Here is a 14,750-nt window from a genome sequence, read left to right on the forward strand (position 1 = left end):
GAAAGTGTTTATACGAAGGTCGCAACAGTGCGAAATGACAATTCAAGACAAAAGTCCAAAACGAAAAAAGCCCTCTCTAACCAAAGGGTTTGAGAGGGCTTAGCATGGTGTCTAGGACAGTATCCTAAAAGGTAAACCTAAGGAGTAAACACTATGCTAAATCAGTCTGCGACTTATAGGTAGTAACGAGCACCAAGTAGCCATTGGTCGTCAGCTTTCTCTTTGTACTCACCAGAACCTTGTAGGTCGAATTGGTAACCAGCGAAGCCTACGAACTGAGATGTGAAGTTGTATTCAGCTTGTAGAGCAGTTGTGCTGTACACAGTTTCGCTCTTCTTGTCGTCTTCTACAGCTTCGTAGTTAACGCTTAGGTTCAGGCTGTTAGAAAGAGCGTAAGACGCTAGTAATTCAATAGCAACTGACTCTTCAAGAATCTGCTTGTTACCAGTGTTCATGTAGTTGTTCATTGCGTAAACACCAGCAAGGAAAAGACCTTCTGAACCGTATGAACCGTAAGTTGCACTTACTACGTGAGAGTCAGCAGTCTTAGAGCCAGAAACACCCGAGTAGTTTACATCACCGCCATTGTACGCGTAGTTTGCTGTGAAGTCGGCAATAGAGTAGTTCAAAGCGATTTGACCACGGTTGCCATATTCATTTTGAGTTAACAGACCAGTGCTTTCAACCTTACGACCTTGCCATGCAACACCAAGACCTAGAGAGCCCGCGTTACCGAAATCGATAGCATTAGCGTAGCTAACCATCTCTTCACCACGACCAGTACCTAGGTTGCCGTGATCTTCGTAGATGAAGTCATTCGCGAAAGCGATTGGCATATCGGCAACACCAGCAACGTTGTAGTAAGGTGCCCATTGAGTACCAACAGCTGCACGACCGTAATCATCGTGAGAAAGGCCAACGTAACCAAGACGAGTAGTGAATGACTCATCACCACCGTCTAGCATGTTTAGCGCCCATTCACCTTTAGCATCAGCAGTAAAGCCGTTACCAAGTTCGTGAGTTGCACCGAAATTGATACGTGGAGAAACAGTTTCAACACCGATGTCATCGCTGTTTTGACGATCGTCGCTGTTTACATCACCAACTGCAACTGAAACGTGACCGCCAACTGAGAATGTTGTGCCGTCTTCGTTGTAAAGTTCTACTGCAACTGCCTGTGTACCAAATACTGCACCAGAAATTGCTAGCGCTAAAAGTTTCTTATTCATTTGTCATGTCCATTATGTAACTGGGTGAGTTATTCACTAACAACCTCGTGCTTACGAAGAAGTTGTTACCTGCATTTAACAAGTAGGCAAACACTAATCGATGAATGACAAAAAAGTTGCATTAAAATATATAAAATAAAAACAACAATGCTATAAAAAACAAAAATCACTTTAAAAACAAGAAAATAAAACACAACCACAAGAAAGTTTTTGTGTTTTATTTATATTGGTCAAAGCGATTTTTTGGTTTTTAAATCACTAAAAAAGCATTTAAAATCAAAGAAAAGAAAGAGTGAACCGTCGATGAATAGGAGAAACTTGACAATGAAACATTCTGTAACATTTAGGACCTACTAGAAAACTTTCAAACTAAAGCTTACTAGCGAAGCCCAAGCTGAACTCACTAATATATGGATAAACCACAGCTATCAAGCTAGAGCGTTAGACACAAAAAAGGGCAACCAGTCGAAGACCAATTACCCTATTTACCATTTTTCTAAGTACGTAATAGCCCTATCGGAGCTAAACGAATCAAGCTGTTATTTAAAACAAACCTCAGCCCAACGAGCCAGGCCAGCAGTTACAGAACCAAAATAATTGCCACTCACAATAGGAACATTTGGCACAGCTTGTTGTACGGCTTCACGCAGTATTGGCGAACGAGCTGAACCACCTGTCATGTAGATGACATCTGGCTTTTTCTGACCCTGTTGCATCGCTTCTTTCACCAACTCAATCATCTTAGACTTTGGCGTTTCGATTGCATCGATCATCTGTTCAACTGAGATATCCACCTCAACCAACTCAGAAGCAACGTTAATCGCTGTTCGATACTGAGCGCATTCTGCTAGCGCAATCTTGGTTTCTTCCGCGCGGCGAACAATGCCGTAGCCTAGAGTGTCGTGATAAACTTTCATCAAGCGATCTAACTTTTGAGGTTCTGACGCTTCTTTACGAAGTAACTTCAACGCTGCAAGGTTTTCACGAGAATAGAAGTTCTTCTGAGCTTCTACATTGTTAATCGCAATTGGGTTCCAGAATTGAGTCAACGGCATATCAATACCAGAGATCCCTTTACTGCCCATCCCGAAAGGTGACATCAATTGTTTAAACGCTAGATAAATATCGAGGTCATTACCCCCTACCCTTTGCCCACTATGTGCCAGTAAGCTCTGTGTGCGATCTGCTTGACCAGACCAACTCGGCCCCATTTCTAACAATGAACAGTCGGTCGTACCACCACCAATATCGACCACCAATACCGTTTGGTTGTCAGTTAAGGTGCTTTCGTAATCTAGGCCTGCGGCTACGGGCTCAAATTGAAAGGCGATATCAAGGAAGCCAGCACGCTTAGCGGCGCGAGTGAGGATGTTTTCTGCTTGCCTGTTTGCGTCTTCACCACCTCGACCATGAAAGTTAATTGGTCGGCCAATAACCGCTTGTTTGATCTGTGCTTGAGTCGTGCGCTCGGCTTGGTGTTTAATATTGGCCATCATGGCACACACTAAATCTTCAAAAAAGCTGACCTGTACATCGTGCAGACCACTTGCACCAAGGAAAGACTTAGGAGACTTAACGTAATAAACATCACGAGGGTCTTCTAAATATAGGTCTAATGCAGCCTGACCAAATGCCATATCTTCCGGCTCTAGGTCGATACTCTCTTCTCGGTTCAATGCAATCGCACGTCGTAACACTTGCTCACCAACCGCATCACTTGGCTTGATGTTTAAATGGCGAAATAGATGTTCAGAAACACTCTCACGAGTAGGAGCAAACACAGTGGAGGGAATATAGTGGTTGTTACCTTCTAGTGGTAACAGGCTTGGTTCTCCATTAACCATCGCCGCGACAGAACAGTTCGCTGTTCCATAATCAAATCCAATAAACATAATATCCCCCACGCAACAAAAGGGGCGAGATGCTACATGAAAAGCCTTAAAATTACGAGGTCATTTTTTGGTTTGATGACTCTTAAAAAGGAAACAAATATGCTACATTTCAGCCCAAATAAATCATGGGTCAGATAGATGAAAACACCTTGCCGAGCGGCTTGTAAAAATAATGGCGGTATGTGTAGCGGCTGCTTTCGCACAATGGATGAAATTATAGGTTGGAAAGACTTATCTGAGAATGAAAGAGATTCTGTTATGGATAACGTCAGTGGCGCGAGTTCAACTCACCAGTGTCCCCAATGTAATGAACCCGCTCAATGCGATATCAGCGCTGGTAAAGACACGTGTTGGTGTTTTGAATTAGAGAAGCGCGACACGAACGATATTCCAAAAGCGAGTGTCTGCATGTGTCGTAAGTGCCTGTCTGCACAACCGATTCAGTAATTCGCACACCTGTTCATATACAGCTGTTCTTATGCAGTTAAAGAAGCGAGATATGATTTTCTCGCTTCAAAATATGTATTGCTTAGTGAGTGTTTACTTCGTCTTTAAAACCAATGCAAGCTGAGAAAAGTCTACCCCACTCCAACCATGAGTCATGAAGTTACGAATATTTTGATGGTCGGTATTCTCAGGAAAACCTAATACGTCATTACGGTAATACTGGCCAAAACAAGCCAATGTCTGCTCTGCTGAAAGGCCTTGCTCTAAACCAAAAGCAAAAATCTTACACGAACCATTATTCTGACCGGCGGCATTCACAACATCACCGTTGCGAAATTCACACTCTGAAAAGTCATAGTGTGCTTCTATCACTTGCATTGTATCTTCAAACTGCACGCTTTCCGGGGTTTCAGCTAACGTGCTTAATAGGGTTTCCAGTTCCATTTACTATTTCTCCATCAAGTATGTAACGTACAGCAGTGTATCTTTTTTTTCGATAAGAGTAAGCCGTTGTTTAGTTGGCTAAGCGATTCATTTTTTAGCCCTGCTAGTATAATTACTTCAATGAAACTAATGACATAGTTTTATCAGGACGTTATATTATTTTATCAGATGGTTAACATTGTTCAGTAACGAATATGCATAAAGATAAAAACTTAGAACTGTTCAGATACCTAAAACCAGGTACAAAAACAGCAGGTGTATTGGAATTTGGCCCAGACGACTCAATCCAGATCAGTACGCTCTATATCGGACACAAACAAGATCAGTACCTTATCCTTGAGCTGTCACAAAAAGCGACCGAAGCACTGACACTCAGAAAGCTCATCAACGTCGATATTATTGTTCGCGCTATTACTGATACTGAGCTTGGTCACATCGTCGCATTTAAGACCAATGTATTGGCTCATATCACCTCCCCTGCGCATCTTATCTTCCTGCGTCCACCCTCTAACTTTGCCACTAAACCGATCCGTGAACACGAAAGATACAAGGTACGACTCAACTGTGAAGTGACCTTTGACACCTTGTCATTAGATGCCACTCTGGTTGATTTTTCAGTATCAGGTTGCGGGATCTATCTTACGCAGCAATCAGACATCGACGTAGGCTGGAAAATAAAGGTCAATTCACTCTTAAACGAACACTTAGATGATGACCTAGTTTACAAAGTGGTGAGTAAGAAAAGGCAGGGACAGGGTTGGCTATTAGGCATCCAATTCCCCGAGCACTTAGATATGAGTGATGAGTTAAAAACACTGCTTTTAGAGCAAGCTTTTGTAACAGGCTCTATTTAGGCTTTAAGCTTCTGCTTCGAAACACTACCTCGCTAAAGCACGGCTTAAACGCATAACTACTTAGCTTGCCTCATTCCAATATGAGTTTTTGAAGTGCACAAAGGCTTGGTGGAGTGACTCTTCTTTAATGGGTTTTACAATCACGTAATTCGCCCCAGCAGCCATGAAGCTGTCTCGCGTCGACTCTTGAGCATCGGCAGTGCACGCGTAAATAGGCGCAACGACACCAATGTCCTCTCTGAGTTGTTGTGTGGTTTCAACACCACCGAGGTTCGGGAGTTGGTTATCCATCAAAATAAGGTCATAGGTTGTGGTTTTCGCCATCTCGATCGCTTCCAAGCCATCTTTTGCCCAAGTGACCACCATTCCGTACTTTTTGCAGAAAGCCTGAGCAATAAAAGCATTGGTGTGGTTATCTTCCACCAGCAGAACCATCAAAGATCGACTAAACAATGCTTCAGGTTCAATATCAGATTGCGGCTTCACATCGATTAATGGTTTAGAGTGAATTTCCACAGGAATTTCGATGATGAACTCAGAACCTCGACCGATATGACTGCGGACTTGAATATCCCCTTCCAGCATATCAACAAGGTTTTTTACAATCGTTAACCCCAAGCCAGTACCGCCATACTCACGAGTAGTGGTCTCTTCTGCCTGAACAAAGGGTTCAAACACTGCGTCTATCTTGCTTTCATCGATACCAATCCCTGTGTCTTTCACTCGCACAATTAAACTGGCTTGATCGGAATTGAAGATGCTTTCGAGCTCAAAGCTGACCGAAATGCCCCCTTGGTGAGTAAACTTAAGCGCGTTACTTAGCAGATTAAACATGATCTGATTTAGACGGACTTGGTCGGTGTTGATTTCGATGTCGTCTACCAAGTGGTTCACTATGGTAAACGTAACCGACTTGTCTTCACACAACGGGCGATAGATGCTGTCTAAGGTGTTGACCAACTCGCCCAAGCGGAAATCTTTCTTTTGGATATTGAACTGCCCCTGCTCGATCTTTGAGAAGTCCAAAATATCGTTAAGTACCGCCAGTAGATGTTCCGCACTATTACAAAGTACATCGACTTGTTCACGATTATCTTCACTGTGTATCGAGCGTTTAAGCAATTGAGACACACCCAGAATACCGTTCAGTGGTGTGCGAATCTCGTGGCTCATCTTCGCTAAGAAATCAGCACGCACATTAGCAAGGTGCTCAGCTTCTTCTCTTGCTCGATCGGCTTGTCTCTCTGCCTCTATCAGCTTAGTGATGTCTTGCCCTTGTACCACCACACCTGTGATGCCGTGCTCAACACGAATGGCCGACATATTCCAACGAAATACCTTTTCGCCAATAGGCACATTAATACCGGTTAGCTTTGCTCCTTGAACCACCATTTGAATGTTCGGCAGCATACGATGCTCAAACTCTTGAGCCATAGCGCCATAGTTGTCATCGTCATCAAACAACGCCATTCGTGCCGCTGGGTTCATCTGAATTAAATCGCCTTTATCAGACCATACCAGAATCGGCGAATGAGCAAAGTTGAAGAGGTCTTGGAACTTCTGGTTCTGTTCAGACAAGCGTTCAAACGTGTCTTCAAGCGTACAACCAATGTGGTGAAATTCGAAGATATTAGAGCCGTCGAACTTATTGTACTCTTCGCTATCACTGGCAGAACGAGTGAAGTCCATCAATTTATCCAGCTCCGCCGCGACCCTTCTCTGAATCCAAGCGCGCGCAAAGAAAGACATGAATACGATCACCACAATCACAACAATGATTGCTCGCTCATAGTTCTCTTCTAGCGCGATGAAGTTGGTATTCTTCTGCACCGCGCGAATGATGAGAGGCGTTTCAACCGCATTGATCTTGATGGTTGCAATGGTGACGAAATGTCGAGGCAATTGCTCGTAAATTTGATAATTGAGGATATCGGCTATGGTGTAGCTTTCATCGCCACTGAATGTCGATGTCACAGGAGTGCCATGCGCTTCAATTACGATATTCTCACAGTTACTTCCCTGCTGGATAGACTCTGCAAGAGAGAAGTTATTATCTAACACTATCGCGATATAAAGCTGACCAAGTACCTCCCCGGTATTGTTATCAACAATTGGGGTTCGACGAGCCAATAAATGGCGTTTGCCGATATCTGTCATGAGTTTGATGAAATGCCAGTTACTGCTGAACGACACCTCATCTGAAATATGTTTTAAGCTCGATGTATCCAAACCATAAAACTGACCGTTTCCATCTTCCCACGCCAAACCATCATGAGTAGAAACAAAACGTAAATCCGGTGCATGGTCAGGTTCACGTTGGTCAACACCAAAGAAAAAGTAGCTCAGAGCCTCTTCATTACCTGTTTCAAAATACTCTTTTAGTGTTTCGCTGTGTGAGCTACTGTCTTGGTGGATTTGCAGCACCGACAAGCGGTAATCAAACATGTTTTGAATCAGACTAGAGGTCTGCTGAACGGTTCGATTGGTCTCTTGCTTTACGATGCTGCTGCTGGTTTCATAATTGTGAATAAGCACGCCGAGCGCCATCACGCCTATCACTAAAATAATGATACGCGTAATGAGTTTGGCTAAGGTGTTCCTTGGTGTACTGGCGTAGCTTTTCTTCATTATTGACCTGAGTACCTAAATGCTCGCTGTTTTAGTTCTGAAATACGTTCTGGAGAATCTTCTTTGGTCACGACTTCAAATTCACCAGAGTAAACGGTAGGAACTTCCAACCCAGCAAGATCCCATTTGATCGCCTCTGCCATCGCAATACCGGTGTCGTCGTTCATACGCATAACGGTCACATCTAAGTCACCTCTCGCAAGAGCTTCAAGCTCAGCGGAACCGCCTCCCCAACCATTCACTAAGATGTCTCGACCAGATTCACGAATCGCTTCTGCCGCGCCTAGAGCGACATCGGTTGCACATGCATAGATAAAGTCTAGATCCTTATCGTTCGCTATGCTGATTTTAGCCGCTTGGTAGCCGGTCTCTTTGTCTGACTTTGTGTAAAACGAAGACTTGAGGGCAAAGTTGGTGTCGGTGTTCACTTCATGGATAAAGGTATCTCCACGAGCATCACTGATATAACCTTCAGAGCGGTACAACACAGAGTATTTGCTGTCTGGTTGACTCACTTCTTTAAAATAATCTGCCAGTTTTAAACTGCCTGTCGCGTGGTCAAAACCCACGTACATAAATGGCTGTCTATCTGCCCAAGCACGTACCGGTGTGGTGATATTTTGCAAGATCAGCTTAGTATCGGTAGAACTCAACACATGTTCGATAAACTTACGGTGCCGCGTGGTATCTAAGGTAAAGATCAAGTAATCCGTTTTGTTCTCGATCGCCTCTTGCAAAGAAATACTTTGCTGAGTGAGATCGGCATTAACACGAGTAAATACCTGATTTATCTGATAGTTAATTCTCAGTTTATCAAGGCGCTTCTCAAACGCTTGGATATTACGAACCCAATAATCAGAGATCTGTTGACCTGGATACACAACCGAGATCGTGATCGGTCGATCTTGAGGTCGCCTCAATGGCACTGGGTGGTTTTGCACAGCTTCGACCATTTTATCGGTCAATATTTTTTGTTCTGGAAACTTGGAAAGATAATCTTGGTATTCCCAGTACCCATTGAGGACATGAGTACCATGGGAGAGAGCGGATGCAGAAAATACGGCAAGTCCAAACAACATCAGTAAACGTTTCATATTTTTCTCGTTTTATATGAGCTACTTTGGCTCATTTTTTAACCTAGCATGACACCATATCTTTGTATGGCTGAACGATATTATGTAGGACAACGATTAGAAATGATAGCGTCTAGCACTAATTAGAACGACATTCTAAATGGGCAAAATGTTAATTTGGAATAGAGATTAGGGTTAGCGTGTTAGATAGTGAAATTAGCCCGATCAAACAAAAGTGAATTATCATTTAAATTCAAACAGTTAATTACAATCCATATGAAACCAAATATTATTAATATTTAGTCAATAACGAATGTTTTAGCTATGAATTATGAGACTTCGATATATTGAATTTGGTCTTCTTGCCATTCAATGATTAGTTTGAGTGATACCAATTTTTCTTTACGAGATTTGGGTAATTGTTTGATCGCGTATTCGGTTTTCAATGCCTCACTTTTTGACCTAACATCGAAACTCCAAACCAACTTAAGCGGGCCTTTCCCTTTTAAGGCTTTTGCGCCTTTACCTGTCTGATGCTGTTCAAAACGGCGATTTAAATTATTCGTCACTCCACAATAAAGAGCATTGTGACGATTGCGGATCAAGTACACGACCCAATCCGCATTTTTATCAGATTCAGACATCTAAAGCAGCGATTCAACCAGAGCCTTAAGCTCTGCCACTTCTGCTCGTAGGCTTGCGACTTCTGACTCTAATTCTTCAAACTTTTCATTCGATGCAGAAGGTGCTGCCGCGCTTACCGATGCCGTCGCAAACGCTTCAACATCCACTTCACCGCTCAACAGATGTTGGTAACGTGATTCACGCTTGCCCGCTTCACGAGGGAGTTTCACAACCAATGCGCCCGCTTCTCTTGCAGCTAGCTTCTCAAGTGTCGCTTCCACCTCTTTCACATCACTGAAGTTCGCTAGGCGGCCAGTTCGAGTACGGAGTTCACCTGGAGTTTGCGCGCCACGCAGCAACATACAACAGATGATTGCGCGTTCTTGCTCAGTAAATTGCAGATCACCAAATTCCGTGTTGCAGAAACGATGTTGATATTTGTTTACGCGGCTATTGAAACTGCTTTCATCGCTTACCATGCGGCGCGAAATCAAACCATCAACCGCATCTAAAACGTCTGATTCAGACAGTGAAAGAACAGGTTCACGGTTACTCTTTTGATTACAAGCCGTTGTTAAGCTGTTCAGTGTTAATGGGTAGTGATCGGGAGTAGTGACTTCTTTCTCGATCAAGCAACCAATAATTCTCGCTTCAATTGGGGAAAGTACTGTGTTCATCGTTTTTCCTTTTTATTATTTTGATAATTCCATCTCAACACCTAACAATGCAGCCACTTAGGACTAGTGCTCAGACAAAATCGGTACTCGTTTCTTTCTGCCTTGTTCATCAATCATTATGATCTTAGAACGGTTTAGCTCTATTTCCACGACTTCCAAATAAGTACGCTCTTGTACATACGCATCACGAAGCTTGTTTTGTTCTGCTGAAGATTCAGTGACGTTATCGTCCAATTCTTCGGTTTCTAATTGTTGTTGATTCATTTCACATTTCGTATCAATGCAGTATCTACATGGGATACTAACTTGATCGGTGAGATAAAAACAATCACACATCAGCGAGAGTGACGAATAATTAAACAACCTTACTTTTGCTTTGATCTAAAGACTGTTACATCATCAATTGATGTGCTTTAATCAGAACCAGACAACGTATTTGACGAATAGGAAAAGGAATCTATGAGCAGCGTATTTGAAATTGTTAACCAAGCACGACGTAAGAACAAACTTAAGCGTGAACTTTTAGACAACGAAAAGAAAGTTCGTGACAACCGCAAGCGTGTCGACCTTCTTGATAACCTACTTGATTACATCAAGCCAGAGATGACTCACGATGAGATCCTAGGCATTATCAAAAACATGAAAGCAGACTACGAAGACCGCGTTGATGATCACATCATCAAGAGTGCAGAGATTTCTAAAGCTCGTCGCGACATCAGCCGCCGCATTCGTGAACTAACAGAAGAAGACAAGCAAATCCAAGGTAAGAAATAATCTCACCTCGTTGATTAACTTGTAATAATGTTAGTAACCCACTCTTTGTAGTGGGTTTTTTTGTACATAAATTCCAGTGTCTATACTTAAGCTTACGCATTTACTGATTCAAATATCACTAGCAAAGCCAACGTAAGTAATGGAGCCACCTTATGTACTCAAGCATCCTGATTACCTTAGCGCTATCAACGACTCAGCCTTACCCTGAAGAATTTGAAAGGCTGTATACCGAAGAGACTGAAATCACCTACGAAGACCTCGTGGTGGACGTTCATGGCTACAAGGTTCCGACTCGTTCGGCATTTCGTGGTTGGATGTTGCTTAACCACGCAGAAGACCAAGTAAGAGAGATCGGGCAACAGCTCAAAGGTGCGGGGATCACACAAAGCATGCCTTTACATCTGGTGTTGTTGCAAGGGACAGACTGGGCAATGAGTAACACCACCTTGTTTACACTCCCCAACAAAAAACATGTGCCCAACATGATCAACACCTTGAAGTACATTCAACAATATATCGAGCCTGAAATCGGTGTGGTTATTCCTGTTTCTGGTGAACGTTCAAAGCTCTATAATCAACAAGCTGGCGGTGCCTTACAAAGTAAACACTTAGAGTTCTGCGCCTTAGACCTTGTCCCAGCCAACGGTATTTCTCGAGCAGATTTGCACGTTAAACTCAAAAAAATTCACGCTGAATACGGTCAGAAGAATAACGTAGGATTAGGTCTATACGCCGGCGTTCGATTCCACATCGACACCTGCGGCTTCAGAAACTGGTAACAATAAAAGACACTGCGGAGTCAAAAAGACATGATTAACTTCAGTGTCTTTTTGACTCGAATCACTAGGAGGATTTTGTTAAATTATTGATATTTAATTAAAATAAAAATTGGAACGCTAATTGCTACTACTAAGTATCAAAAGAAACTAATAGCAATTAGGAATTCAATATGAAAACTATGACTCAACGCTTTCAAACTCTACTTTCTGTATCGAACTTCAGTTTAGCGATCACCGCGTTACTTATGCTACTCAGCATTATTGTTGCTTATCCTATGGCCGACCACTTCTCACTGCCGATTCAAATCGTCGCTCACATCAGCACAATCTTGGTCGCTGCATTATTGAAAATCAGTTATGTCGGTCGCTGTCTTGCACAGTACAACCTTGGCTTAGAAGTCCGCTAGACGATATCAAGGCTACTGAAAAGATCATACAACTGGTGGGATTTATAAGGTTTGGGCAAGTAAGCGTTCATGCCCGCTTCAAAACAATCTTTGATGTCTTCTTCTAATACACTGGCGGTTAAGGCGATGATCGGCAGTGGTGTGGCTTCTTGTTCACATTCCCACTGTCGAATAGCTCGAGTCGCGGTGATGCCATCCATCACAGGCATCATACAATCCATTAAGATGGCATCAAATTGGGCACCTTGAGTGATCACGTCCACCGCTTCTTGCCCGTTACTGGCAATCAAATACTCATAACCCGCTTGTTCAAGGAAAAAGCTCGCTATTTTCTGGTTCATCAGATTGTCTTCAACAATCAAAATACGTCGATTCAGCGAACGAACCTCTTCATCCTTTGCTTCCACCTGCGGTGTTGGCTCTTCGCCGACATCCAGTGATTGCAAGCTATTGAAGAATCGTCGGCCCAAAAATGGCAAGGTATGAGTCGAGTGAACCGTCTCAGTGATTAGGTTGGTTTTAAATAGATGATGCTGACACACAATCACGCGAGAAAGTGGATATACGGCCTTAAGTGCCGCCAAATCCTTCTCCATAGAATGATGCAGCGTATGGCAATACAGTATGAAGTCGCTCTCTTTGAGGTTGTCATCGAGATCCGAAATCGATGAAACGACATTAGGACGAACATTCAAGCGTTCACACTCTTTCACCAATTGATCTAGGTAATTGAAAGAGTTCGAGACAACCGTCACGGAGCTCAAGTTCTCGAAGCTTTGAACCTGAGACTCAACAATGTCGACATACAAACAAAAAGTGAACGTCGAGCCCTCTCCTTTCACTGAGCGCGCAGTAATATAGCCACCCATCAAATCAACAAGCTGTCGACAAATCGCAAGCCCAAGTCCTGTACCACCAAATTGGCGCGTGATGCTGCCATCTTCTTGTGTAAAAGGTTCAAAAATGGATTCTAACTTCTCTGGCTCAATGCCTATCCCAGAATCCGACACACTGCATTCAAGCTTCCCTCTTCCCAAAGACATCGGCGTATAAGCAATGTCCGTCGTGATCGTCCCTTTAGACGTAAACTTGATGGCGTTAGACAACAGGTTCGTGAGCACCTGCCTAACTCGGTACTCATCAAAGAACAGTTGTGGCGGGGTGTGGGAGTCGATGTTGATGTCGAGTTCGATGTCTTTGCTGATCGCTTTAGATAAAATCACACTCACCGAGTCATACACGGCTTCCCGCAAGTCGGCATTGTGAGGCGACAACATCAAATTGCCAGACTCGATTTTAGACAGGTCTAGAATGTCATTCAGTAGTACTAACAACGAATGAGAAGACGATTCAATATCCCCTAGCACTTCTTGTTGGTTGGCACTTAGCTGGCTCTGAGACAAGATCTCCGCCATGCCGATAATCCCATTGAGCGGCGTACGAATTTCATGAGACATATTGGCAAGAAAGGCGCTTTTCGCTTTATTCGCTGAAATAGCATCCTCTTTGGCTTTTATTAACTCTTTGTTGTGATGATAGTTACGCTCCATCACACGGTTCAGAGCTTCAGTAAATTCAGCAAGCTCATCGTTCCCTTGAATATGAATCACCTTGGGTTTGCCATAGCTATCTGCACACTCTGTTACCCCTTTAAGAATTAACGATAGGTTACGATTTAAACGCAGAGAGGTGGCGATACCGAGCCACAACAAAACACCTGAAGCAGCCAGAATCAGCAGTGTCATTACCAAGGTTTGTCTTTTTTGTAGCGCGATGTTCTTTGTTAGATCGAACTGCAACTGCTTGGTATAAGCGCCAATCGCTTTTGAAATCGCTCGTTTTTTGAGTTCCAAGCCTTTGAGGTGGTCATAGATTTCAGGTGACGAGAAGTCCCCTTCGAGGATTCGTGATGTGAAGCTGTTTTGAAGTTCATCTTTGGAGAAAGCGTTTAGCAGTTCTCTAATTTCCGGGGAGCGAGTGCCCGATCGAAAAAACGAATCTAACAACTGTTGTTGCCTTTCCAAAGCGCCAACATAACTCAGTAGATATTGATTTTTTAGCTCTGGAGTACGGTACAGGCTGTAGCTTAACCACGCTTCTCTCTGAGTCCAGAATACATAGTTAGTGAGATGGACGAACACCGCATCAGCTTGACCAATATCCTCATCGACTAAGATCATTTGATATTCAGACAACTCCATCAATACATCTTTTAGCAAGTCGAATGCACGTTCAGTCAATTGTGTGTTGTTTGTGGCTTCTGTCTCTTGAGCAAGCCTCATCAACACGCTTTTAAGCTCAACCAACTGCGGTTCAACGCTCCAGTTGCTGTCGAACTGTTGAAGTCGAGCCTCATATTGAGTAAGCCTGTCCATTTCTGATTGCAGCTTTAATAGCAACTGACCTTTCTCAGGGGAGTCATTAGACAGAACCAGCCATCGATAAGCACTACTTGAAATGGTATTAAAAGATTGAAGCGCTTCGACCTTAATACGCGTTGTTTCAAGGTGATTCATCTTCTTATCGTTCTTTAGAACTTCGTTAACTGTAAATCCAAACATAATGAACACAGAAACGGTGGAAAGAAAAATAAGACGCCATCTAATTGACATATTTATCATTTTTATAACTACTCCCTTCCCGAAAGTAATTTACCTAGCCTAAGTTAAGAATAGGACATTAACAGAGGTTATTGATCAAATTGGATATGAACAAACGATACTCCGAGTCCAGAATGGACATTTAAAATGAACAGGCATCGATATCAGTGCGGTCAAAGTAGAAAGGTTTACCGAGTTATTATCACTCGCATAACAAGTAAAAGAGAAAGAGGTTCAACGCCGTGAGGTAGCGAATAACCGCCCTACAAACCAACAAAGTCGAAAATTAGGTTAAATTTGTGAGATCCAATCGTTTGCGTCT

At 43.0% G+C, this 14,750-nt stretch carries 14 protein-coding genes; 5 read left to right on the plus strand and 9 right to left on the minus strand.

The window, feature by feature from the left end:
* Positions 1 to 173: 173 nt before the first annotated feature.
* Positions 174 to 1,229: a porin gene (locus OCV12_RS24070; protein WP_261886430.1), complete on the minus strand. Its 1,056-nt coding sequence runs from the start codon at positions 1,227 to 1,229 to the stop codon at positions 174 to 176.
* A 539-nt stretch (positions 1,230 to 1,768) separates the two neighbouring features.
* A complete protein-coding gene (yegD, locus tag OCV12_RS24075) occupies positions 1,769 to 3,121 on the minus strand; it encodes a molecular chaperone (RefSeq protein ID WP_261886431.1) in 1,353 nt (450 codons plus the stop codon).
* Between the two features lie 138 nt (positions 3,122 to 3,259).
* Between yegD and OCV12_RS24080 the strand changes: the two genes are divergently transcribed.
* Positions 3,260 to 3,568, plus strand: coding sequence for a DUF1289 domain-containing protein (locus OCV12_RS24080; RefSeq protein ID WP_261886432.1), 309 nt, complete (start codon positions 3,260 to 3,262; stop codon positions 3,566 to 3,568).
* Positions 3,569 to 3,661: 93 nt separating this feature from the next.
* Here the strand turns inward: OCV12_RS24080 and OCV12_RS24085 are convergent, their stop codons facing one another.
* Complete coding sequence (locus tag OCV12_RS24085; RefSeq protein WP_261886433.1) at positions 3,662 to 4,012, minus strand: HopJ type III effector protein; 351 nt, start codon at positions 4,010 to 4,012, stop codon at positions 3,662 to 3,664.
* Positions 4,013 to 4,206: 194 nt separating this feature from the next.
* Between OCV12_RS24085 and OCV12_RS24090 the strand changes: the two genes are divergently transcribed.
* Positions 4,207 to 4,866, plus strand: a complete 660-nt coding sequence (locus OCV12_RS24090; protein WP_261886434.1) for a PilZ domain-containing protein — start codon at positions 4,207 to 4,209, stop codon at positions 4,864 to 4,866.
* 60 nt (positions 4,867 to 4,926) lie between these two features.
* Here OCV12_RS24090 and luxQ read toward each other — a convergent pair whose 3' ends face one another.
* The 5 genes from luxQ to OCV12_RS24115 form a co-directional block, all read right to left on the minus strand.
* Positions 4,927 to 7,494 (minus strand): quorum-sensing autoinducer 2 sensor kinase/phosphatase LuxQ, encoded by a 2,568-nt coding sequence (gene luxQ, locus OCV12_RS24095; RefSeq protein ID WP_261886435.1) that lies wholly within the window; start codon positions 7,492 to 7,494, stop codon positions 4,927 to 4,929.
* Positions 7,494 to 8,588: an autoinducer 2-binding periplasmic protein LuxP gene (locus OCV12_RS24100; protein WP_239829259.1), complete on the minus strand. Its 1,095-nt coding sequence runs from the start codon at positions 8,586 to 8,588 to the stop codon at positions 7,494 to 7,496. The genes luxQ and OCV12_RS24100 overlap by 1 nt, the downstream gene beginning before the upstream one ends.
* Before the next feature lie 308 nt (positions 8,589 to 8,896).
* A complete protein-coding gene (locus OCV12_RS24105; protein WP_261886436.1) occupies positions 8,897 to 9,211 on the minus strand; it encodes a GIY-YIG nuclease family protein in 315 nt (104 codons plus the stop codon).
* Positions 9,212 to 9,868 carry a YceH family protein gene (locus OCV12_RS24110; RefSeq protein ID WP_146490046.1) on the minus strand — a complete coding sequence of 219 codons (657 nt, stop codon included), beginning with the start codon at positions 9,866 to 9,868 and terminating at the stop codon, positions 9,212 to 9,214.
* A gap of 63 nt (positions 9,869 to 9,931) precedes the next feature.
* On the minus strand, positions 9,932 to 10,132 hold the full coding sequence (locus OCV12_RS24115) for a hypothetical protein (protein WP_017630496.1): 201 nt from the start codon (positions 10,130 to 10,132) through the stop codon (positions 9,932 to 9,934).
* 195 nt (positions 10,133 to 10,327) lie between these two features.
* On the opposite strand from OCV12_RS24115, the gene OCV12_RS24120 reads away from it, so the two are divergent.
* From OCV12_RS24120 to OCV12_RS24130, 3 genes are all read left to right on the plus strand, one after another.
* Positions 10,328 to 10,642, plus strand: a complete 315-nt coding sequence (locus tag OCV12_RS24120) for a DUF496 family protein (RefSeq protein ID WP_004742367.1) — start codon at positions 10,328 to 10,330, stop codon at positions 10,640 to 10,642.
* 152 nt (positions 10,643 to 10,794) lie between these two features.
* Positions 10,795 to 11,421: a D-Ala-D-Ala carboxypeptidase family metallohydrolase gene (locus OCV12_RS24125; protein WP_261886437.1), complete on the plus strand. Its 627-nt coding sequence runs from the start codon at positions 10,795 to 10,797 to the stop codon at positions 11,419 to 11,421.
* A gap of 170 nt (positions 11,422 to 11,591) precedes the next feature.
* On the plus strand, positions 11,592 to 11,828 hold the full coding sequence (locus tag OCV12_RS24130; protein WP_017075851.1) for an SMP domain-containing protein: 237 nt from the start codon (positions 11,592 to 11,594) through the stop codon (positions 11,826 to 11,828).
* On the opposite strand, the gene OCV12_RS24135 is transcribed toward OCV12_RS24130, so the two are convergent.
* Positions 11,825 to 14,389 (minus strand): hybrid sensor histidine kinase/response regulator, encoded by a 2,565-nt coding sequence (locus OCV12_RS24135; RefSeq protein ID WP_261886438.1) that lies wholly within the window; start codon positions 14,387 to 14,389, stop codon positions 11,825 to 11,827. The genes OCV12_RS24130 and OCV12_RS24135 overlap by 4 nt on opposite strands.
* Between the last annotated feature and the right edge of the window lie 361 nt (positions 14,390 to 14,750).

This window comes from Vibrio pomeroyi, assembly GCF_024347595.1.
Classification (GTDB): Bacteria; Pseudomonadota; Gammaproteobacteria; order Enterobacterales; family Vibrionaceae; genus Vibrio; species Vibrio pomeroyi.

Excerpts from the sequence above, each read along its gene's own strand:
- OCV12_RS24070 (WP_261886430.1), bottom strand. The coding sequence starts at position 1,229 with ATGAATAAGAAACTTTTAGCGCTAGCAATTTCTGGTGCAGTATTTGGT.
- yegD (WP_261886431.1), bottom strand. The coding sequence starts at position 3,121 with ATGTTTATTGGATTTGATTATGGAACAGCGAACTGTTCTGTCGCGGCG.
- OCV12_RS24080 (WP_261886432.1), top strand. The coding sequence starts at position 3,260 with ATGAAAACACCTTGCCGAGCGGCTTGTAAAAATAATGGCGGTATGTGT.
- OCV12_RS24085 (WP_261886433.1), bottom strand. The coding sequence starts at position 4,012 with ATGGAACTGGAAACCCTATTAAGCACGTTAGCTGAAACCCCGGAAAGC.
- OCV12_RS24090 (WP_261886434.1), top strand. The coding sequence starts at position 4,207 with ATGCATAAAGATAAAAACTTAGAACTGTTCAGATACCTAAAACCAGGT.
- luxQ (WP_261886435.1), bottom strand. The coding sequence starts at position 7,494 with ATGAAGAAAAGCTACGCCAGTACACCAAGGAACACCTTAGCCAAACTC.
- OCV12_RS24100 (WP_239829259.1), bottom strand. The coding sequence starts at position 8,588 with ATGAAACGTTTACTGATGTTGTTTGGACTTGCCGTATTTTCTGCATCC.
- OCV12_RS24105 (WP_261886436.1), bottom strand. The coding sequence starts at position 9,211 with ATGTCTGAATCTGATAAAAATGCGGATTGGGTCGTGTACTTGATCCGC.
- OCV12_RS24110 (WP_146490046.1), bottom strand. The coding sequence starts at position 9,868 with ATGAACACAGTACTTTCCCCAATTGAAGCGAGAATTATTGGTTGCTTG.
- OCV12_RS24115 (WP_017630496.1), bottom strand. The coding sequence starts at position 10,132 with ATGAATCAACAACAATTAGAAACCGAAGAATTGGACGATAACGTCACT.
- OCV12_RS24120 (WP_004742367.1), top strand. The coding sequence starts at position 10,328 with ATGAGCAGCGTATTTGAAATTGTTAACCAAGCACGACGTAAGAACAAA.
- OCV12_RS24125 (WP_261886437.1), top strand. The coding sequence starts at position 10,795 with ATGTACTCAAGCATCCTGATTACCTTAGCGCTATCAACGACTCAGCCT.
- OCV12_RS24130 (WP_017075851.1), top strand. The coding sequence starts at position 11,592 with ATGAAAACTATGACTCAACGCTTTCAAACTCTACTTTCTGTATCGAAC.
- OCV12_RS24135 (WP_261886438.1), bottom strand. The coding sequence starts at position 14,389 with ATGTTTGGATTTACAGTTAACGAAGTTCTAAAGAACGATAAGAAGATG.